Below are 20,716 nucleotides of genomic sequence, written 5' to 3' on the forward strand. Positions count from 1 at the left end.
CGGTGGCACCCGCGCGGGCGCGGATGCCACCGTTGGAGCGTAACGCGGGTGGCGGCCGAGTGCCTTACAGCACGCCGCGCTTCATCTGGTCGCGCTCGATGCTTTCGAACAGCGCGGTGAAGTTGCCTTCGCCGAAACCTTCGTTGCCCTTGCGCTGGATGATCTCGAAGAAGATCGGCCCGATGCAGTTGGTGGTGAAGATCTGCAGCAGCTTGCGCTGGTGGGTCTCCGGGTCGGCGTCGATCAGGATCTTGTTCTTCGCCAGTCGGGCCACGTCTTCACCGTGGTTGGGCACGCGCATGTCGATCACATCGAAATACGTGTCCGGGGTGTCGAGGAATTCCACGCCCTGGGCGCGCATCGCTTCCACGGTCTCGTAGATGTTCTCGGTGAAGCAGGCGATGTGCTGGATGCCCTCGCCCTTGTAGGCGTCGAGGTATTCGTTGATCTGGCTCTTCGGATCGGAGGATTCGTTGAGCGGGATGCGCACGATGCCGTCCGGGGCGGTCATCGCCTTGGACACCAGGCCGGTCTTGAGGCCCTTGATGTCGAAGTAGCGGATCTCGCGGAAGTTGAACAGGCGCTCGTAGTAGTCCGACCACTGCTGCATGTTGCCGAAGTACAGGTTGTGGGTCAGGTGGTCGATGAAGGTCAGCCCGAAGCCCTTCGGCCGCGGGTCGACGCCTTCGATCGGCGCGTAGTCGGTATCGAACATGCTGCCGTTGGCGCCGTAGCGGTCGACCAGGTACAGCATGCAGTCGCCGATGCCCTTGATGATCGGGGCGGCGACGGCGCGGGTCTCCGGCTTGAAGTCGATCGCTTCGGCACCGTTGCCCAGCGCCATCTGGTAGACCTCGTCGCCCGGCTTCTTGAAGCGGATCGCGAAACCGCAGGCGCAGGGGCCGTGCTTCTCGGCGAAGTCCGAGGCGAACGAATCCGGCTCTTCATTGACCAGGAAATTCACGTCGCCCTGGCGGTAGACGGTGATCGCGCGCTGCTTGTGGCGCAGCACCGCAGTGAAGCCCATCTTGCGGAAATACGCGTGCAGTTCCGCGCCACGGCCGGCCGGGGCGGCGAACTCGACGAACTCGAAACCATCGATGCCCATCGGGTTTTCGAAGGTGGTGACCTGCATGCCCGGATCGGGTGCGTAGGACGCGGTGCTCGTTTGGCTGGTCATGCTGTGGCTCCAAAGCAGTCCGCATCGGAAAAAACCAGGTGCGGTAGGAAGGCAGACCCGCGAGAATGCGGAGTCCGGAACGTAGGTTATAGTTTCACATGAAACCACCATCAAGGTGCACCGCAGCATGAGCCCGCCCGATCCCAGCAGTCACAGCATCCGCGCCTCGCACGCCCTGCTCGATCTGGAGCAGTTCCTGCCGTACCGGCTGAGCGTTCTGTCCAACCGGGTCAGCGGCAATATCGCCAAGCTGTACGGGGACCGGTATGGCCTGGCGATCCCCGAGTGGCGGGTGATCACGGTCCTGGCGCTGTACCCGGGCTCGTCGGCCAGCGAGGTGTCCGATCGCACCGCGATGGACAAGGTCGCGGTCAGCCGCGCCGTGGCCAGACTGCTCGAACGGGGCTTCATCAAGCGTGAAACCCATGGCGACGACCGCCGCCGTTCGGTGCTGGCGCTGTCGGCCGCCGGATTCGAGGTGTACGAGACCATCGCCCCGCTGGTGATCGACATCACCCGCAAGCTGATGTCCGTGCTCAGCGAAGAGGAAGAGCAGATGCTGGAAACGCTGATCCTGCGCCTGGCCGGTGAAGGCCTGCAGCGGATGGACGAGGGCTGATCGCAAGGCGTACCCACCGACGGTGGGTACCTACGCGATGCCGGTAGGCAACGACCGTTGGTCGTTGCGCCTCCGTTGCGCCTCAGCTCAGGTGCTTGCGCCGTGCATGCACCCACGGCGCCGCCAGGGCACCGATCGCGCCGCCGGCAAAACCCAGCGAGGCGGCCACGGCGGCGGCTTCGATCGCGCCCGGCAGGGCCAGCGCGGCGACCACCAGCAACAGCGACGGCAGGCCGATGAAGGTGGCCATGAAGTAGCGCCAGCGCGGTGCCCAGGTGCCGACCTGGAGCAGGCTGACCGGCATCCACGCTTCGCCCGATGCGTCCTGGGCGACCTTGGCGGCCACCTTGCCCAGGTCCGCTTCGACCGGCCCCTTGCCGCCCCGCGCGGCGGCCAGCAGTGCGGCCACCTCCTCCACCGCCGGGAAACTGGTCGGCCAGGTCTGCGGGGCGTTCACCCCGTACGCGGTCAGCAGCGGCACGCTGATCCACGGTGCCAGCAGCGGGCGCACCTTGCGCCGGTCCAGCACGCACCAGATCTGGGTTACCCCGTGCGCGGTGACGCTGTACAGCGCCAGCTGCGCTGCCGCCGGATACGGCAGCAGGTGCACGCGCGCGGCCATGCTGTCGTACCCCATCGCGCGCAGGAAGCCCGGGCGGGTGCGCCCTTCATGCGCCCAGGCCAGGCCGAGCGCGCCGACCAGGTACACCTCGGCAGGATCCTTCGTGCCGGCAGTGGCGCGATCATCGCTGGCCAGGAAGAACGCCAGCGATCTGGGCTCCTCCACGTCGTGCTGGTCCCAGCGCCCGGCATCGCCGAGCACGTGCTTGAGCGGCAGGCGTGCCTGGGCGGTTTCATCCTTGCTGGCGTTCTGCAGGAACGGCACCACGCTCAGCACGAAGCCCTGCAGGTCCACGCCGCGGATGCCGCTGCCCTGCCACTCGGCCGGGATCAGGCCGGGCAGGTTGCCCTGGCGTGCCAGCGCATCCAGCTGCGCCTTCTGCTCCACCAGCTTCTGCACCGCGGCCTTGAGCAGCACGTTGTCGGGCACGGAGACCATCGGCAGGCGGTAGCGGATCGCGCCCGGTGCCGGCGTCCCGGCCTCGCCATCGAGCGCATCCGGCGCGGTCTGGTCGTCGAGCAGGACATCGACCGGCGGCAGGCTCACGCCGGCCGGCGCATCAAGGGAAACATCGGTGGTGCTGTCGCTGGTGCCCGGCTGCATGCGTCCAATTCCGTCGGTTGCCCGCCACGAACAGCGCGGCATGAGGTCCTTGGGGGTAGCGGCAGCAGGGCGCGGAAATTGAGGGCAAAAAAAAAGGCCGCGGAATCCGCGGCCTCTTCGATCACGACGCCTTCGGGGGTGCCCATTGCTTCATGAAGGCGAAGAAGCGGCCACGGTCGTAGCCCTTCTTCTGCCCCTTGTCGGCCTCCAGCTCGCCGGTGAACTGCGAGTGCAGCAGTTTGCCGTCGGCATCGAGCACGAACAGGTGCGGGTAGCCTTTCACGGCCGGGAACTGCGACAGGAAGGCCGCGTTCTCGTTCTCTTCGCTGTAGTTGACCTTCATCCAGACGTAGTTCGCATCGCGGAAGCTGCGGATCTCCGCATCCCCTTCGATGAATCCGTCCATCAGATGGCACCACGGGCACCACTCACCGCCCACGTCCACGATGATGCGCTTGCCGCCGCGCTGGGCTTCGACCTTGGCCGTAGCCAGGTCGGCGACCGGGTCGCGCGCCGGATCGAACTGGGCGTTGAGCGCCGCGATCGCGGCGATGTCCGCCGCGGCCGGGGTGTTGCCCGAGGCCACCGGTTCGCCGGGATCGGCGACCGGGGCTTTCTGCTCGGAGGTATCCAGCGGCTGCGCAGGTGCAGTGCTGGGCGCCGACGACGGCGAACAGGCGGCCAGCAGGCCGGCCGCGATCATCGACATCCCCACGGCTTTCATGCGCATCGCAGTCCTCACTTGACGCCGTGCATCAGCTTGTTGATCAGCGGGGCGACCAGGAACAGCACCGCGCCGGAAATGATCAACGCCCAGAAGCCGAAGGTGTAGCCCTTCAGCGCCGATTCCACGGTCATGCCGCCTTCGCCGCTGACCACGCCGGCAAAGATGCCGGACATGTTGTTGCCGATGCCGGTGGACAGGAACCAGCCGCCCATGCCGAAGCCGACCAGGCGCACCGGGGCCAGCTTGGTCACCATCGACAGGCCGATCGGCGACAGGCACAGCTCACCGACGGACTGGATGACGTAGACCATGAACAGCGTCCAGAACGGAATCTTGCCGTCCACGACCATGCTCGACAGGGCCACCATCAGCAGCGCGAACGCCGCACCGTTGAACAGCAGGCCCAGGCCGAACTTGCGCGGGATCGACGGGTTGGAGCGGCCCAGCTTGATCCAGATCCAGGCAATGATCGGCGCCAGGGTGATGATCGCGACCGAGTTGACCGACTGGAACCAGGCGGTCGGGAATTCCCAGCCGCCCAGGTTGCGGTTGACGATATTGTCGGCCAGGAAGGTGAACGAGCTGCCGGCCTGTTCGAAGAACATCCAGAACATCACGTTGAAGGTGAAGATGATCAGCATCGCGATCACGCGGTCGCGCTGGACCTTGCCTTCGCGGATGCCTTCGACCAGCAGCAGGATCGCCAGCGCGATGAACATCGCGCCCAGGATCCAGGCCAGCGCGGTGGCGCCGGTGGAGAGCAGGAAGAACGCGATCGGGATCGCCACGATCGCACCGATGAACACCATCACGATGCGGCCATAGCCCTCGGCACCGGCGGGCGGGGCGCCGATGCCTTTCAGGCCGGCGCGGCCGACGTAGAACCAGGCCAGGCTGATCAGCATGCCGATGCCCGACGCGATGAAGACCATCTTGTAGGACGGCATCGCCTGGGTGCCGAACACGCGCTCGGCCAGGTACTGGGTCAGCACCGGGGCGATCATCGCGCCGATGTTGATGCCCATGTAGAAGATGGTGAAGCCCGAATCGCGGCGCTCATCCTTCAGGCCGTACAGCTTGCCGACCATGGTGGAGATGTTCGGCTTGAACAGGCCGTTGCCGATGATGATCGTGGCCAGGCCCAGCTCGAAGATTTCCTTGTTGGGCATGGCCACCATGAACAGGCCCGCGGCCATGATCACCGCGCCGGTCAGGATCGAGCGTTGGTAGCCCAGTACCCGATCGGCCACGTAGCCACCGAAGATGGCGGCGGCGTAGACCAGCGCCAGATAGGCACCGTAGGTCCGGCTGGCGGCGGCCTGGCCGGCCGAATCACCGTCGAAGAACTGCGCGACGATGTACAGCACCAGGGCCCAACGGATGCCGTAGAACGCAAAGCGTTCCCAGAATTCGGTCATGAACAGCATCCACAACGGGCGCGGATGGCCCAGCGTGGTCTTGAACTCCGGCAGCGCCGGATCGGGAACGGATTTCGCGGCGGCGTCTACGCTCATGCGGGATTCCTGGGTTCGGTGGAAGACATGCACGTCCGATGTGCGAAAGCAGCGCGGGAGAATCCCAGACCAACCACGTTCACGTCAAATACACGCTGATGTGTGCCGCTGGCGGCACGGTCGCTGAACTTGCATCTGCAACTGCCGGTCCGGGACCGGCAGCGCAGCAACGACGGGGCCTGCCGCACCGTACGGCGGATGGGGCCGCTAAATATGAATAGGCTTATTGCGGTCGATGCCGGATCAGGCGTCCGGCGGCATCGGATCGTCGTTGCGGATCGTGGTGCGCACCTGGAACAGCTCCGGGAAGAAGGTCAGCTCCAGCGCCTGGCGCAGGAAGCCGACCCCGCTGGAGCCGCCGGTACCGCGCTTGAAGCCGATGATCCGCATGACCGTACGCATGTGGCGGAAGCGCCAGAGCTGGAAGGCGGTCTCCAGATCGACCAGGTCCTCGCACAGCGAATACTCGCGCCAGAAACGGTCGGTGTTCTGGTAGATCCGCTCGAACACCGGGTGCAGCGCATCGTCGGCCACGTGCGGCTGCTGCCAGTCGCGGCCCTGGTAGCCGGCCGGGACCGGATGGCCGAAGCGGGCCAGGTAGCGCAGGAACTCCTCGTACAGGCTGGGGGCATCGAGCACCTCCTGCAGCTGGGCCTGGCCGGCCGGGTCATGCGAGAACACCTGCAGCATCTGCGCGTTCTTGTTGCCCAGCAGGAATTCGATGTAGCGGTACTGCAGCGACTGGAAGCCCGAGGACGGACCCAGCACGTCGCGGAAGCCCATGTACTCGGAGGGCGTCAACGTCTCCAGTACCGACCACTGTTCGGTCAGCTGGCGCAGCACCTGCTTGCTGCGCGCCAGCACCTTGCGGCACTGCCACACCTCGTCGCGCTGCAGGAACCCGATCGCCGCGCGCAGTTCGTGCGCCAGCAGCTTCAGCCACAGCTCCGAGGTCTGGTGCTGGATGATGAACAGCATCTCGTCGTGGTGCGCCGGGTTGGACAGCGGCTGCTGGGCCGACAGCAGCTGGTCCAGGCGCAGGTAACCGCCGTAGGTCAGCCGCCCCTCCAGATCGGTATGGATACCAGCTTCGAGATCGCGTTGGTTCTTGTCGACGGACATGGCAGGGACCGCTTGAGGGGCAGAAAGGGTAGCGCAGTGGCCGGGTGGCCGCCCGTCCGCCCGTCAGCGGCTCAGCGCTCCGCCAGATCTGCCGAGCCCACGATCCTGACGCCGGGCGTCGGCACCAGCACCGCCTCGACCAGCGCGGCGGCAATGGTCTCGGCTGGATTGATCCGCCACGCGCGCGGCAGCACCGGACCCAGCACGCCCAGCACCACACTGGCCAGATGCTCGCCGGTACGCCGCTCGGCACGCTCGCCTCCGATCAGCCCGGGGCGGACCAGGGTCAGCGACGGATAGCCCAGGTCCCGCAGGTCGTGTTCCAGCCGCCCTTTGACCTGGTTGTAGAAGATCCGCGAGCCCGCGTCGGCGCCCATCGCCGAGTTCAACGCGAAGGCATGCGCGCCTTGGGCACGCGCCCGCCGCGCCACGGCCAGCGGGAAATCATGGTCGACCCGGGAAAACGCTTCCTTGCTGCCGGCCTGCTTGATCGTGGTACCGAGCGCGCAGATCACGGCATCCACCGCCCACCAGTCGGCCTCGGCCGGCAGCTGCGCGAAGTCCACCACGGGATTGAGCAGCGCCGCATCGGTGACGCCCACCGGCCGCCGGGTCGGGGCCACCACCGCATCGCAGCGCGGGTCGTCCAGCAGTTGCCGCAGCACATGACCGCCGACCAGTCCGGTCGCTCCCACCAGCATCACCTTCATCGCACGCTCCTGCCATTGCCGTGCTTACCATCCTGCCATGCAGGGCCGGTTCAAGCCCGACCCGACTGCGCCGATACTGTTCCCACCTCTCCACCGCTCCGGCCCTTGGCCGTGCCCTGCAAGGACCTTCCGCATGACGGACCCGCACGATGCTCCCCCCAGCCCCGGTACCGCCGTCGGGCGGCTGCTGTCGCGGCGGCAGAGCGCGGGCACGGTGCTGGACACCGCCAGCGAGCCGGCGCCCGGGCCCAAGGGCGGCAGCAGCGCGATGCTGCAGCGCCTGTTCGCCGGCATCGATGCGCCCGAGCCGCTGCTGGCCGCCTTCGCCAACGGCATGTCCACCCTCCCCGGCGAGCTGGGCGACATGGGCCTGCGCCTGCAGTCGGCGCAGCGCAGCGCCGACTGGGTCAGCTACGGCCGCGCGATGCGCCAGCTGATCGACAAGTACATCCGCACCATCGAACAGGAAACACCGGACGGCCAGCCGGACAGCCTGCGCCTGCGCGAGCTGCTGCGGCACACCGTCGGGGTGACCGTGGCCAGCCTGCTGCAGAACATGCCCGAGCTGCGCGAGGAGCCGGTGCAGCTGGCCGGTGAACTGCGCCACTGGCATCCGGGCCAGCCGCTGCAGCCGATCGAACTGCGGCTGCGCGAGCTGTCGCACCAGATCGGCGTGCGCAGCGATGGCTGGCAGGAACAGCAGGAGCTGCTGCTGAGCCTGTTCGATCTGCTGCTGGACAACATCAGCGAGCTGCTCGATGACAGCAGCTGGCTGCACGGCCAGGTGCACGCGGTGCGCTCGCTGATCGGTGGCCCGCTCGATCGCGACTCGGTGGAACAGGCACGCGCCAACCTGCGCGAAGTGATCTACAAGCAGGGCCTGCTCAAGCAGGGCATCGTCGAATCCAAGGCGGCGATGAAGAACGTCATGGGCGGCTTCATCGAGCGCCTGGACGGCATGGCGGTCAGCACCGGCGAATACCACGACCGGATCAGCAGTTACGCGCTGGCCCTGAAGGAGGCGCGCAGCATCGCCGATCTCAACCAGCTGCTGCAGGACGTCCTGCAGGATACCGGCCGGGTCCAGGACCAGGCCCTGCAGGCGCGCGACCACCTCGGCAACGCGCGCCGCGAAGTGGAGCAGGCCGAACAGCGCATCGCCGAGCTGGAGCAGGAGCTGCGCGAGGTGTCCGGGTTGATCCGCAGCGACCCGCTGACCGGTGCGCTCAACCGGCGCGGGCTCGACGAACTGCTTGAGCGCGAACGCGCGCGCGCCGCCCGCCACGGCCATCCGCTGGCGCTGGCCCTGCTCGACCTGGACGATTTCCACCAGACCAACACGCTGCACGGCCATGCCGGCGGCGATGCGGTGCTGCGCCACCTGGTCGAGGTCTGCCAGCTGCACCTGCGCAGCAGCGATGCGATCGCACGCCTGGGCGGAGATGAGTTCGTCCTGCTGCTGCCGGAAACGCCGGCGGCGGACAGCATGTCCACCCTGCTGCGCCTGCAGCGCTCGCTGGCGCAGCGGCCGCTGCCGCTGGATGGACAGCGGGTGCCGGTGCACTTCAGCGCCGGGCTGGCGCAATGGCAGCCGGGCGAAGCGGCGGACGCGCTGCTGCGGCGTGCCGATGCGGCGCTGTATGCGGCCAAACGGGTCGGCAAGAACCGCGTGCAGGCGGCCGAACCCCCGGCGGGCTGATCCCGTGGCTGTGATATTCCGCGCACCGGCGCGAATCACCCGGGTATGGACATGACACTGCCCGCAAGCGACACCGACCTGCGCCCGCGCTTTGCCGCGCTGCTGGAGCAGCACCGCGGCATCGTGCTGAACGTGGCACGCGGCTACTGCCATCATCCCGAGGATCGGCTCGATCTGGTCCAGGAGATCAGCGTGCAGGCGTGGGCGGCATTCGAAGGCTTCGAACCGGCGCGGGCGCGCTTTTCGACCTGGCTGTACCGGGTGTCACTCAACGTGGCGATCTCGCAATGGCGGCGGCAGCAGCACAGGCAGCAGCACCACGCGCCCCTGGATGACGATCTGCCGGCGGCCGACGAGGCGCTTCCGCCCGAACAGCGCCACGCCCTGCATCAGCTGGAGGTCGCCATCCATGCACTGCCGCCGCTGGACCGTGCGCTGATGCTGCTGCACCTGGACGACCACGACCATCGCCAGATCGCCGAGGTGCTGGGCATCAGCGTCGCCAACGTCTCCACCCGCCTGCACCGCCTGCGCCAGCAGCTGCGCACGCGCCTGAATCCCACGGACCGAGGAGCCCGCCATGCAACCGGATGAACTCAAGCAGCTGTGGAACAGCGTCGGGAACCCCACTGACGCGCAGGAGGCCTTCGCGCTGGCGGCGTGGCGCAGCCATCGGCAACGCAGCGTCCAGCGCCAGCTGGGCCTCTTCAGCCTGTGGCAGGGACTGCAGCTGGTGTTCTGGCTGGGGTTGGCGGTGTACTGCGGCAGCCAGTGGTGGCAGCAACCGCCGCTGGCAGTGATGCTCAGCGCGCTGGCGCTGCATGCCTATTGCATCGCGGTGATCATCGCCAGCATCACCCGCCTGCAGCGCCGCCGGCAGCTGCAGCCGACGCAGACGGTGCTGGAGCAATCGCAGCAGCTGGCCGCGCTGCGCCGGCACACGGCGGTGACCGAACTGCTGCTCGGCCTGCCGTGGTGCTGGCTGTGGCTCGCGGTGCCGGTGCTGGTGGCCTGGCAGGCGTGGGGGGTGGACCTGGGCGCGTTCGCCGCCCCGTGGCTGCTGGTCTCGCTGGGTGCCGGGACGCTGGCCATGCTGGCCGCGCTGGTCCTGGCCCGGCGTTGGGTCCAGCGCGCACCGGCATCGCCGTGGCTGCAACGCGCGATCGACGCGCTGTCCGGCCGCCGGCTGGCCCGTGCCCGCGCCGAGCTGGACGCCCTGCGCGGGTGGGAAACGGCCTGACCCGGCCGCGCCTCAGTGCGCGGGCTTGGCCCCGCGCAGCTTCTGGAACGCGGTGACTGCCCCCAGCACCACCGCACCGATCACCACGCCGACGATCACGTTGCCCAGCGCATTGATCAGCCAGCCCCAACTGCCGTCGCCGCCCATCGCCAGGATCGCGTGGTGCAGCGGCGCGATGCTGTGCACCAGGATGCCGCCACCGACCAGGAACATCGCCGCGGTACCAGCCACCGAGAGGAACTTCATCAGCCACGGTGCGGCCACCAGCAGGCCCCGGCCGATCGCGGCCAGCGCCGCGCCCTTGTTCGACAGGTACAGGCCCAGGTCGTCGAGTTTGACGATGCCGGCGACCAGGCCGTAGACGAACACCGTCATCGCCAGTGCGATCACCACCAAGGCGGTGACCTGGTTGAGGAACGGTGCGCTCGAGACCACGCCCAGCGACAGCACGATGATCTCGGCCGAGAGGATGAAGTCGGTGCGGATCGCGCCCTTCACCTTGTCCTTCTCCCACGCGACCATGTCCACCTTCTCATCGGCCAGCGCCTTGACCCGCTCGGCCCTGCGCTGCTCGTCCTCATCGCGCGAATGCAGGAAACGGTGCGCCAGCTTCTCCACGCCCTCGTAGCAGAGGAACGCGCCACCGATCATCATCAACGGGGTGATCGCCCACGGCAGCCACGCGCTGATCGCCAGCGCGGCGGGCACCAGGATCGCCTTGTTGACCAGCGAGCCCTTCGCCACCGCCCACACCACCGGCAGCTCCCGGTTGGCGCTGACCCCGGTCACCTGCTGTGCGTTCAGCGCCAGATCGTCGCCGAGCACGCCGGCGGTTTTCTTGGCCGCGACCTTGGTCAGCACCGCCACGTCGTCCAGCAGGGACGCAATATCATCGAGCAACGCGAACAGACTGGCACCGGCCATGGTGGATCCAAAGAGGAAGCAGGAGCGCCGATTCTGACCGATCCGCCCCCTCTCGCGGTAGCCGGCACGGATTCACCGGCCCACCACTGCCGCCCCGCCACACTGCCGGTGATCGTCGCCCCGGAGTCCTGCTTGAATACCACGCCCGTCGTCCCCGGTTCGCCGTCGCTGGTCAAGGGCATGAACCGCCGCAGCCAGATCCTGCGCCTGCTGTTGCGCTACCGTAATTCCGGGGTGTTTTCCGGCATGAACCTGGATTCGCGCGCGGTCCACGATGTGCCGCCGGAGGGCAACCCGGAGCAGTTCGTCACCGATCTGGAATCGCTGGGGCCGACCTTCGTCAAACTGGGCCAGATGCTCTCCACCCGTCCCGACATGGTGCCGGTGGAGTTCGCCACGGCGCTGGAACGGATGCAGGAGAACGTCGCGCCGATCCCGGTCGAGCGGGTCGCGGCCATCATCGAACAGGAGCTGGGGGCCTCGGTATCCAAGCTGTTCGCCAGTTTCGATCCGGTGCCGCTGGGCTGCGCCTCGATCGCCCAGGTGCACCGCGCCGAACTGCACGATGGACGCCAGGTGGCGGTCAAAGTGCAGAAGCCGGAGGTCGCCGCGCAGCTGCGCTCGGACCTGGAGGTGCTGCGCAGCTTCGCGCTGGCCGCCGACCACCTTACCCAGGTCGGCCGTCGCGTACGCCTGCGCGACTGGCTCAATGAATTCGCCAAGACCCTGATGCAGGAATTGGACTACCAGGCCGAAGCGGAGAACCTGCAGCGCTTCGGCCAGCACCTCAAGCCGTTCAAGCCGCTGTGGGTACCGCAGCCGATCTGGGATTACTGCAGCCATCGCGTGCTGACCATGGAACTGGCCCAGGGCGTGCGCGTGGACATGATCCCCGACGTGCGCCGCACCGAGCAGCCGATGGCGCCGCTCGCCGCCGCGCTGATCCGCGGGTATGTCGACCAGATCTTCGTGCATGGCGAGATCCACGCCGATCCGCATCCGGGCAACCTGCGCGTCACACCGGCGGGTCGCCTGGCGATCTTCGACCTGGGCATGGTCGCGCACATGCCGCCGCGCCTGCGCGAACGCCTGCTGAAACTGTTGTTCGCTGCGGTGGATGGACGTGGCGAGGAAGTGGCCGATGAGATCATCGGCATCAGCACGCGGCTCGAGTTCTTCGATGAAGAACGTTACCTGCGCGAGACCGGGCAGATCATCGCGCGCTATGCCGCCAACAGCAGCTTCTCCGAAGGCCGCGTGGTGCTGGACCTGGTGCGCATCGCCACCGCCAGCGGCCTGCGGACGCCGCCGGAGCTGAGCCTGCTCGGCAAGGCGCTGCTGAATCTGGAGACCGTGTGCCGCCTGCTGTCGCCGGACCTGGACACCCGCCGCATCGTGGAAAAACAGCTGCAGCACGTGATGCGGGCGCGACTGAAGAAATCCCTGTCCGCTGCCAATCTCGCCAGCGAGGCCATGGAGATGCAGCAGCTGCTGCGCGATGGGCCGCGCAAGATGACCGACATCCTTGCGCTGCTTGCCGAGAACCGCCTGCAGATGAAAGTGACCGGGCTGGAAGAATCACGCCTGATGGAGAACCTGCAGAAGATCGCCAACCGCGTCTCCGCCGGCATTGTCACCGCCGCACTGATTCTTGCCGCCGCGATGATGATGAAGGTCGATACCGGCTGGCATCTGTTCGGCTATCCCGCCATCGCATTCACCCTGATGCTGATCGGCGTGTTCCTTGGGCTGGGCATCATCCTCAGTGCGTTGATCTTCGATCGTCGTGCGCGCTCGAAGGAAGAACGCGGGCACCGTTGACGCGCTTGCCACGTGCGTCACGCATTCAGTCAGAGCATATAAACGCACGGAGAAACGCGCGATGCGGTGCAGCATCGCGCGCACTTCTTCACGCGCGTTTTACGTCGCATATCGCAGTGCGATGCGTGAGGGTGAATGTCGTTTTCAACAAACATTTCAGTCAGGTTCGTGCAGGCATGATCGAGTCATCGGCTTGTCATGCATGTGTGGTTGGGACAGCCGGTCGGATGGGAACTGCGTCGTCATGGCGTCCATCACCACCTGTCTCCACTGCCAAAAGTGCTTATGCTCTGGATCCTGCTGCTGTCGCTGTTGCTGCTCACCTGGCTGTTCCTCGCATCTGATAAATGGGTGTGGTGGAAGGCAAGCCTGATGTCATTGCTGCTGCTGACACTCAGTGCATGGTGGTTGATCAACAAGTTGTCCGGTGACGGTCTCAACGCGGCCACGCTGTATCACCTCGGCGCGGACATGGAAGGCGCCGGCGTCGCCGACTTCAAGCACTACATCGCCGGCTTCATCGCACTGGCTCTGGTCTCACTCACCCCTTTGCTGCTGGCGCGCCTGCGTCGTCGGCACCGCCCCGCGCATGGCAAGGCGGTGTTTGCCGGCTTCATGGCGATGTGGTTTGTCGCCATCGTGGTGAGCCCGCTCTACAGCGATGGTCAGCGCCTGTACCAGCAGATGCGCCCGGTCGACTACAGCATGGTCAAGGCCGAGTACCGCGTGCCGACGCAGCCGCTGACCAAGCCGCGCAACATCGTGTGGATCTACGGCGAAAGCCTGGAGCGCACCTATCTCAATGAAGAAACGTTCCCGGACCTGATGCCCAACATCAACCGGCTGGCCGCGCAGTCGCTGGACGTGCGCGGGCTGGTCTCGGCCGAAGGCGGTGGCTGGACCATCGCCGGCCTGGTCTCCTCGATGTGCGGCGTGCCGTTGACCACCGCCAAGGAAGATGAGAACAGCATGGGCCGCATGGGCAGCTTCCTGCCCGAAGCGGTCTGCCTGGGCGATTACCTCAAGCAGCAGGGCTACACCAATCATTACCTGGGCGGCGCCAACGGCCAGTTCGCCGGCAAGGGCCAGTTCCTGGCCACGCACGGCTTCGATACCGTCGATGACCTGGCCTGGTTCAAGAAACAGAAAGTCACCCGCGCGCATTTCTCGCCGTGGGGCGTGCATGACGATGTGCTGCTGGACAAGGCCTACGACCGCTTCGTGCAGCTCTCGCGCAAGGGCGAGCCCTTCATGCTGACCACGCTGACGATGGACACCCATCACCCCGCCGGCCACCTGCCCGTGGCCTGCAAAGGCACCCGCTACAAGAGCGAGCACGGCAACATCGGCATGCTTAATGCGCTGAAGTGCACCGACGGGCTGATCGCCAAGCTGGTCGATCGCATCCAGGCCAGCCCGTATGGCGAGGACACGCTGATCGTGATCGCCTCCGATCACCTGGCCATGCCGAACGATCTCAGCCACATCCTGGCCAAGCAGGACCGCGAGAACCTGCTGCTGTTCCTGGGCAAGGACATCGCGCCGCGCCAGCTGGCCGCGCCGGCCGGCTCGACGCTGGACTCGGGCGCCACCCTGCTGAGCCTGATCGACCCGGCCATCGATTCGATCGGCTTCGGCCGCTCGCTGCTGCACCCGGAACGTTCGGACAGTGCCAGTGCCGCGGTGTTCCGCGACAACGGCAAGGACTATCCGCGTTACCTGGCGTTCTCGCGCTCGCTGTGGCTGGGCGACAAGACCCGCCAGCTGCGCATCGATGACGACAACCAGGTGGTGATCGGCCTGCAGCATGTGCAGCCACCGGTGCTGCTGGAGTACGACAAGCATTGGGACCTGAAGTCGGTCTACCTGGAGAACACCTCCAAGCAGTTCGATCTCGCCGATCCGTCCAATACGCTGGCCTACGTCGACCGCTGCACCGCCTTCGAGGATGGCTCGGCCGATGGCGACTGGTGCGCGATGCTGGTCAACCAGGACAAGGGCATCAAGCTGTTCCGCGATGACCAGCTGCGCGGTGGCGTGGCCGTGGATGGCCCGCTGGATCCGTTCAACGGCCCGCGCCCGAGCATCCGCCAGGCCCACATGATCACGCAGAAGGGCCGCCGCACCCGCGCCGGCCAGTACATGGTGCAGCTGGTGACCAAGCAGTCGCCGGACCGTGGCTTCTGGATCGAGGCGGTGTCGTCGCAGCGCAAGGTGGTGGTCGCCCAGCAGTGGGTGCAGCCGGACGCCGAAGGCCGCATCAACCTGAGCTTCGGCCTGGACCACGAGGTCGATGACCTGGAAGTGCGGGCGTGGTTGAACCATGCCGAGAAGCTCGCCGTGGATACCTTCGCGCTGGTGCCGTCGCGCCGCGGCAACCGCGGCTGATCCGGCACCTCCCCGGCCAACATCGGGGGGCTGTCGGCGGTCGATATCGGTAGTGCCGGCCGCTGGCCGGCTCCCGATTCGCTCTGCATCGTGCAGCTGCCGGCCAGCGGCCGGCACTACCTGGATCGCGACGATACCGACCGACACCTCGATCGCGACGATACCGATCAGCGGTCGGTACCTACCGGCCTGCTTACGCGTCGGGGTCGGGCTTCGCTGCCGGGTCACGCACGAGATGGATATCCGTCGGCGAGGACAGCGCGATCCCGGCAGCGGCGAACGTCTGCAGCATCGTGAAGTACAGCTCGCTGCGCGCTCCGTATACCGCCCGTGGGCCGGAGACGTAGGCGAAGCTGTTGATCGCGATCTGCCCGTTGGCGATCGAGTCGATGAACACCGACGGCGCCGGATCGCTGAGCACGCCCGGGTGCTCGGTGTACGCATCCAGCAGGATCTGGCGCAACGCGGCCACATCGGTGTTCAGCGGCACCGAGAACTGGATCTGGATCCGGCCCTGCGCGTTGCCCATCGTCATGTTGCGGATGGTCTTGGTGATCAGCTCGGAGTTCGGCACGATCAAGGTGGATTTGTCGCCGACCTGGATCTCGGTCGAGCGCACGCTGATCCGCTTGATGTCGCCTTCCTGATCGCCCAGCTTGACCCAGTCGCCGATCTTGACCGGCCGCTCGGCCAGCAGGATCAGGCCGGACACGAAGTTCTGGGTGATCGCCTGCAGGCCGAAACCGATACCCACCGACAGCGCGCTAACCACCAGCGCCAGCTTCTCGAAGCCGATCCCCAGCGCGGTCAGGCCCCACAGCACCGCGGCGATGATGCCGAGGTAGCGGGTCACCGTGCTGATCGAGTTGCGCGCGCCGGCGTCCAGTTCGGTCTTGGGCAGGTAGGTATCGCTGAGCCAGCGCTGGAACGCCTGCGTCACCGCCCACACCACCAGGAACACCAGCACGGCGTACATCACCGTGCTCGGTGTGACCGTCGCTTCGCCGACCTTGAATCCACCGGTGAGCGAATCCAGCCCGCCGAGGAACGCGTTGAGGTTGCCGAACGGTGCGGCCAGCGCCAGCAGGCCGAGCACGATCACGCCCACGCGTAGCACCGCCGAGAGCAGTACGCCGGCCTGCTCCACCCGCGACTCGCTGAGCCCGGTGGTCAACACGATGGTCTGCCCGGCACGGCTGCTGGGCGCGAGCACCCAGGTGGCCAGGTCGTCGGCGAACTTGAGCAGCAGCGAGACGGCCATCAGCACCACCGCGCCCCAGATCAGCTGCTGGGCGACGAACAGGGCGAAGTTGAGGTAGCCCAACAGCGTGGCGATCACCGCCGCTGCCACGGCGATATGGCCGGCCAGGCGCGCCAGCACGATCCAGCCGCTGCGGCGCGGCGCGCCCCGCACCTTGCCATCGCCACCGGCCCGGGGATCGGCCCGCGCTTCGGCTTCGGCGGCTTCGGCGGCCTGGCGGTTGTGCATGCGCGCCAGCGATACGAGGATCGCGATGATCAGCGCCATATAGGTCACCGCCATCAACCCGTCCGCGGCCACCGTGGTCACCGCGCTGGTACGCGCCGCACGGTCGAGGGCGACCAGCATGATGCTCAGCCAGGTCAGGCCGGCCGCGCCCCAGGCGTATTTGCGCAGGCGCCAGGCCGCGCTGTCGTCGAGCGACAGCAGGCGCCACGAGGGCCGCTTGGGCACCAGCAGGCAGGCGCTGAGCGCGGCGATGAAGGCGGCGACGAAGGTGGCGACTTCGAACGTCTCGGCCACCGACTGCAGGCGCGGCGGGATCGCCCCGATCGCATCCAGCGACTCGACCAGGGCTACCGCGGCGAGGCCCGGCAGCAGCGTGCCGACCAGCAACAGCCACACCGCCAGGCCGGAACGGCGCAGACGTCCATCGGGCGCCCGCTCGGAGGCGGCGAAGCGCCGGCCCAGCGCGCGCAGCCACAGCCGCAGCGGGAAGAACATCACCAGGGCCACTGCCAGCCCGATCAGCGGCGCGGTCCAGCCATGTTTGGCGATGGCTTTGCGGGCGGCGTCTTCACCCATGCGATACAGGATGGCCAGGCGCTGCACGTCGTCCGGCACATCCTTGGCGAAGCTGCGCCACAGCGACGGCGACAACGGCGAGGCGACTTTGCGCGTGAGCTGCTCGCTGAACTGGGTGACCCGCATCTTCTCGATGCGCTCGCCGAGCTGCTTGGCATCCACCGAGAGCAGCTTGGCGCGGGCGATCTGCGCGTTGATGTCGGCCTTCTGCTGGTTCAGCGCCTTGCGCTGCCGGCTGACTTCCGGCGGCTCGACGGTGCCTTCGGCGACCTCACCGAGCTGGGACAGGCGCGCATCGACCTGCTTCAGCTGCGGGTCCAGCGCCGTCTGCAGGCCATCCGCATCGCGCTGGACGGACAGGGCGCGGTCGGACAGCGTCTTGAGCGTCTCGGTGGTGGCCGCATCCTCCAGGTCATCATTGATGGACCGGAAGGTCTTCTCGGCCTCGGCCAGCTGCTTGGCCGGGTCCGGATCCGCATCACCGGCCTGGGCCAGCGCGATCGGCGCGGCCCCCAGCCAGGCGAACAACAGCAGCCACGACAACGACCGCACCACAAACGAAGAATGACGAAGCGACACGCCAGCACCAACGGTTCGCGCGGACCACCGCGCCTGCCCGCGACTATAAACCGGGCCCCGTTCAGAACAGGTATGCGGCCCTCAGTACTTCAGGCGGAGTTCTTCGACCTGCGGCTGCAGGCGGGCATACCAGTCCTGGAACTCCTCCTCGGTGATCTCCTCGGGCGCGTACACCGCGATCTCGTCCCAGGCGTGATCGGTCGGCAGCGGCTGCCGCGGGCCGGCCCGCAGCGTATAGCTCACGCCCTCATGGTCGATCACATCGTCGGCCGTTTCCCGCTGCTGGCGGGCAACGCCGGTTTCGCTCTTGAGCAGAATCACCTGGTACATCCGCATCTCCATCGCTGTTGAAAGAAGCGCCCGCGGCGCTCGGGCCCAGCATAGCGCCGCCATCTGAAGCGGAACATGACGCGGCCACAACGGACTGTCTCGACGCCGCACTCGCCCCGGCTTCACCCGGCCGTGGCAGCGGCCCCGGCATCGTGGGATCGCACTCCCACCAGCCGTCCCCCATGACCACACATCCCGACCTGAAAACCGTTCCCGACCTCAAGCTGCCGCGTTACCTGGGCACCTGGTACGAGATCGCCCGCCTGCCGATGAAGCACGAGCCGGAAGGCTGTACGGATGTCTCCGCGCATTACAGCCTGAAGGACAACGGCCATGTGGCCGTGCTCAACCGCTGCCGCATGGGCAACGAGATCGAAGAAGCCGACGGCGAAGCCTGCCCGGTGGACAACGACCCGGCCCGGCTGGAGGTCAGCTTCCTGCCCAAGGGGCTGCGCTGGCTGCCCTTCACCAAGGGCGACTACTGGGTGATCCAGATCGCACCGGATTACAACGTCTCGCTGGTCGGCAGCCCGGACCGCAAGTTCCTCTGGCTGCTCTCGCGCACCCCCACGCTCGACCGCACCACGCAGGAACACTACCTCGCCCAGGCGCGCCTGCAGGGCTTCGACCTGAGCGCGCTGATCCAGACCCCGCATACCGGCCACCCCACCGCCTGAGGCTTCAATGGACCTGAAGAGCGGGTACCCGTTCTGGGCCGTGCGCAACGGCCTGATGCATGCGTTTCCACCGCTGGAAAACGATCTGAACTGCGAGGTGCTGGTGGTGGGCGGCGGCATCAGCGGTGCGCTGATCGCCGACGAGCTGTGCGCGCACGGCCACGATGTCGCCCTGATCGAACAGCGCGATATCGGCTGGGGCAGCACCGCGGCCAGCACCGCACTGCTGCAGTACGAGATCGACACCCATCTCATCGATCTCGCCCAGCGCTATGGCGAGGACGCCGCCGTGCAGGCCTACCAGGCCTGTGCCGAGGCGATCCCGGCCATCTGCGAGGTCGCCGCACCGTTCCGCGACGTGGATTGCCACCGCATGGCCAGCCTGTACTACGCCAGCAAGCGTGGCCACCAGGCGGTGCTGGCCGAGGAATGCGCGCTGCGGGCCAGGCATGGCTTCGATGTGCGTTGGCTGGACAGCGAGGCGGTCGCGGACGAGTACGGCATCCGCGCACCGGGCGCGATCCTCAGCGCACTCGCTGCACGTATCGACCCCTATCGACTTACCTATCGGCTGCTGATGCGGCTGCACAAGCGCGGCTGCGGCGTCTACGACCGCACCGTGCTGGATACGCTCACCCCGACCCCGCGCGGCGTCACCGCGACCACCCTGGGCGGCGCGCGCATCCGTGCCCGCCACGTGGTGCTGGCCACCGGCTATGCCGGGCAGCGCTGGTTGAAGCCCTCGGTGGCCCGCAACCGCAGCAGCTACGCCTTCATCACCGATCCGATCCACCCGGACCTGCTCGGCCCGCTGCGCGAGACCATGGCCTGGGAGTCGGCGCGGCCGTATCTGTACCTGCGGAGCACCGGCGACCACCGGCTGCTGATCGGTGGTGAAGACGACGCCATCGATCTCCCGGCCCGGCGCGACCGGCGGGTGGAGAGCAAGACCGGCAAGCTGCTCAGGAAGACCGCGAAGCTGTTCCCGCACCTGCCGCTGCAGCCGGCGTTCTCCTGGGGCGGCACCTTCGCCGAGACCCACGATGGCCTGCCGTTCTTTGGCCCGCACGCGCAGTGGGGCCCTCGCGTGCTGTTCGCGATGGCCTACGGCGGCAACGGCATCACCTATTCGATGATCGGCGCCGGGCTGCTCCGCGCGCGCATCGAACGGCGCCGTCATCCGCTCGCCGAGCTGTTCGGATTCGACCGGTTGCGCTGAGTTCCCCTTGCAACCCACGCCATGACAGGCATCATTCAAACTACGGCTGCTAGCGTCAGCGCTGTCGGCCGTCCCGCCTGTCTGCTCCGGAGCCTCTCATGATCCGCCTGCTTCCCCTGCTGCTGTGCCTGTCCCTGCCCGGCGTGGCGCTGGCCCAGTCAGCCGCAGGCGCCACCGGCCCGCAGTCCTCGACCGGGCTGGACCTGAGCATTCCCGATGCGCCGCTGCAGTACCTGAGCGATCAGTCCCTGCGCGGCGATCCGCCGGGCACCTTCTACGGCGACCGGACCGGCCGGCGTTCCACCGACCGGGCCGCCAACGGGATCGCCCACGTGACCGATGACAAGCTGCGGGTCAACGGCAGCTTCACCACCGGCATCGGCTATTCCGAGAATTACGGCAACAGCCATTACAACGCGGCCGAGCTCAATCTGAGCAAGAACTACACCACGGACGAGGGCAACACCCGCAACGTCAACGTCAACATCCGGGTGAGCGAGGGCAAGGGCCCCGGCTTCTTCGGCCCTTACGGCTACGACGGGTTCGATGGCTACGGCGGCTACGGCCGCGGCCCGGGCTACTGGGATTACCCGGCGCGCTGGTAAGCGCTGCCGCCCTCAGGCACGTGCGCGGACGGCCGGGGAAACCCGGCCGTTCGTACATCCAGCGCGCGGTGG

At 67.2% G+C, this 20,716-nt stretch carries 17 protein-coding genes and 1 pseudogene; 9 read left to right on the top strand and 9 right to left on the bottom strand.

Going from position 1 to position 20,716, the window contains the following annotated elements; genetic code table 11:
- Positions 1-64: 64 nt before the first annotated feature.
- Positions 65-1,180 carry a 4-hydroxyphenylpyruvate dioxygenase gene (gene hppD, locus AB9O74_RS06450; RefSeq protein ID WP_176987948.1) on the bottom strand — a complete coding sequence of 372 codons (1,116 nt, stop codon included), beginning with the start codon at positions 1,178-1,180 and terminating at the stop codon, positions 65-67.
- Between the two features lie 127 nt (positions 1,181-1,307).
- Between hppD and AB9O74_RS06455 the strand changes: the two genes are divergently transcribed.
- Positions 1,308-1,799 carry a MarR family winged helix-turn-helix transcriptional regulator gene (locus AB9O74_RS06455; RefSeq protein ID WP_369348794.1) on the top strand — a complete coding sequence of 164 codons (492 nt, stop codon included), beginning with the start codon at positions 1,308-1,310 and terminating at the stop codon, positions 1,797-1,799.
- 82 nt (positions 1,800-1,881) lie between these two features.
- Here AB9O74_RS06455 and AB9O74_RS06460 read toward each other — a convergent pair whose 3' ends face one another.
- The 5 genes from AB9O74_RS06460 to AB9O74_RS06480 form a co-directional block, all read right to left on the bottom strand.
- Positions 1,882-3,024, bottom strand: coding sequence for a hypothetical protein (locus tag AB9O74_RS06460; RefSeq protein ID WP_369348795.1), 1,143 nt, complete (start codon positions 3,022-3,024; stop codon positions 1,882-1,884).
- 121 nt (positions 3,025-3,145) lie between these two features.
- A complete protein-coding gene (locus tag AB9O74_RS06465) occupies positions 3,146-3,754 on the bottom strand; it encodes a thioredoxin family protein (RefSeq protein WP_176987945.1) in 609 nt (202 codons plus the stop codon).
- Between the two features lie 8 nt (positions 3,755-3,762).
- Positions 3,763-5,265, bottom strand: a complete 1,503-nt coding sequence (locus tag AB9O74_RS06470; protein WP_346488660.1) for an oligopeptide:H+ symporter — start codon at positions 5,263-5,265, stop codon at positions 3,763-3,765.
- Between the two features lie 243 nt (positions 5,266-5,508).
- Positions 5,509-6,387: a tryptophan 2,3-dioxygenase gene (locus tag AB9O74_RS06475; protein ID WP_369348796.1), complete on the bottom strand. Its 879-nt coding sequence runs from the start codon at positions 6,385-6,387 to the stop codon at positions 5,509-5,511.
- A 71-nt stretch (positions 6,388-6,458) separates the two neighbouring features.
- A complete protein-coding gene (locus AB9O74_RS06480; protein ID WP_369348797.1) occupies positions 6,459-7,097 on the bottom strand; it encodes an NAD-dependent dehydratase in 639 nt (212 codons plus the stop codon).
- A 133-nt stretch (positions 7,098-7,230) separates the two neighbouring features.
- On the opposite strand from AB9O74_RS06480, the gene AB9O74_RS06485 reads away from it, so the two are divergent.
- From AB9O74_RS06485 to AB9O74_RS06495, 3 genes are read left to right on the top strand one after another with little or no spacing between them, the layout of a single operon-like run.
- On the top strand, positions 7,231-8,796 hold the full coding sequence (locus tag AB9O74_RS06485) for a GGDEF domain-containing protein (RefSeq protein ID WP_369348798.1): 1,566 nt from the start codon (positions 7,231-7,233) through the stop codon (positions 8,794-8,796).
- A 57-nt stretch (positions 8,797-8,853) separates the two neighbouring features.
- Positions 8,854-9,390, top strand: a complete 537-nt coding sequence (locus AB9O74_RS06490) for an RNA polymerase sigma factor (protein ID WP_369348921.1) — start codon at positions 8,854-8,856, stop codon at positions 9,388-9,390.
- The gene (locus tag AB9O74_RS06495) at positions 9,377-10,036 is read left to right on the top strand and encodes a hypothetical protein (RefSeq protein WP_346488657.1); all 660 of its coding nucleotides are present in this window, start codon (positions 9,377-9,379) and stop codon (positions 10,034-10,036) included. The genes AB9O74_RS06490 and AB9O74_RS06495 overlap by 14 nt, the downstream gene beginning before the upstream one ends.
- A gap of 12 nt (positions 10,037-10,048) precedes the next feature.
- Here the strand turns inward: AB9O74_RS06495 and AB9O74_RS06500 are convergent, their stop codons facing one another.
- Positions 10,049-10,960, bottom strand: coding sequence for a DUF808 domain-containing protein (locus AB9O74_RS06500; protein WP_176987939.1), 912 nt, complete (start codon positions 10,958-10,960; stop codon positions 10,049-10,051).
- A 165-nt stretch (positions 10,961-11,125) separates the two neighbouring features.
- Between AB9O74_RS06500 and AB9O74_RS06505 the strand changes: the two are divergent.
- A pseudogene (locus tag AB9O74_RS06505) lies at positions 11,126-12,781 on the top strand (ABC1 kinase family protein); the annotation flags it as partial.
- A gap of 285 nt (positions 12,782-13,066) precedes the next feature.
- Positions 13,067-15,169, top strand: coding sequence for a phosphoglycerol transferase I (locus tag AB9O74_RS06510; protein WP_346477890.1), 2,103 nt, complete (start codon positions 13,067-13,069; stop codon positions 15,167-15,169).
- Between the two features lie 193 nt (positions 15,170-15,362).
- Here the strand turns inward: AB9O74_RS06510 and AB9O74_RS06515 are convergent, their stop codons facing one another.
- Both AB9O74_RS06515 and AB9O74_RS06520 read right to left on the bottom strand, forming a co-directional pair.
- The gene (locus AB9O74_RS06515; protein ID WP_346488655.1) at positions 15,363-17,777 is read right to left on the bottom strand and encodes a DUF3772 domain-containing protein; all 2,415 of its coding nucleotides are present in this window, start codon (positions 17,775-17,777) and stop codon (positions 15,363-15,365) included.
- A 117-nt stretch (positions 17,778-17,894) separates the two neighbouring features.
- A complete protein-coding gene (locus AB9O74_RS06520) occupies positions 17,895-18,143 on the bottom strand; it encodes a hypothetical protein (protein WP_176987936.1) in 249 nt (82 codons plus the stop codon).
- Positions 18,144-18,325: 182 nt separating this feature from the next.
- On the opposite strand from AB9O74_RS06520, the gene AB9O74_RS06525 reads away from it, so the two are divergent.
- The 3 genes from AB9O74_RS06525 to AB9O74_RS06535 all read left to right on the top strand — a co-directional run bounded on the left by AB9O74_RS06525 (position 18,326) and on the right by AB9O74_RS06535 (position 20,644).
- Positions 18,326-18,820, top strand: a complete 495-nt coding sequence (locus AB9O74_RS06525) for a lipocalin family protein (RefSeq protein WP_369348799.1) — start codon at positions 18,326-18,328, stop codon at positions 18,818-18,820.
- A gap of 7 nt (positions 18,821-18,827) precedes the next feature.
- Entirely contained in the window at positions 18,828-20,039 is a 1,212-nt protein-coding gene (locus AB9O74_RS06530; protein ID WP_369348800.1) for an NAD(P)/FAD-dependent oxidoreductase, read from the top strand.
- Between the two features lie 98 nt (positions 20,040-20,137).
- A complete protein-coding gene (locus AB9O74_RS06535) occupies positions 20,138-20,644 on the top strand; it encodes a hypothetical protein (RefSeq protein ID WP_176987933.1) in 507 nt (168 codons plus the stop codon).
- Positions 20,645-20,716: the final 72 nt, after the last annotated feature.

Origin of the sequence: Stenotrophomonas sp. JAG2 (genome assembly GCF_041080745.1) — a bacterium.
GTDB classification, from domain to species: domain Bacteria; phylum Pseudomonadota; class Gammaproteobacteria; order Xanthomonadales; family Xanthomonadaceae; genus Stenotrophomonas; species Stenotrophomonas maltophilia_AA.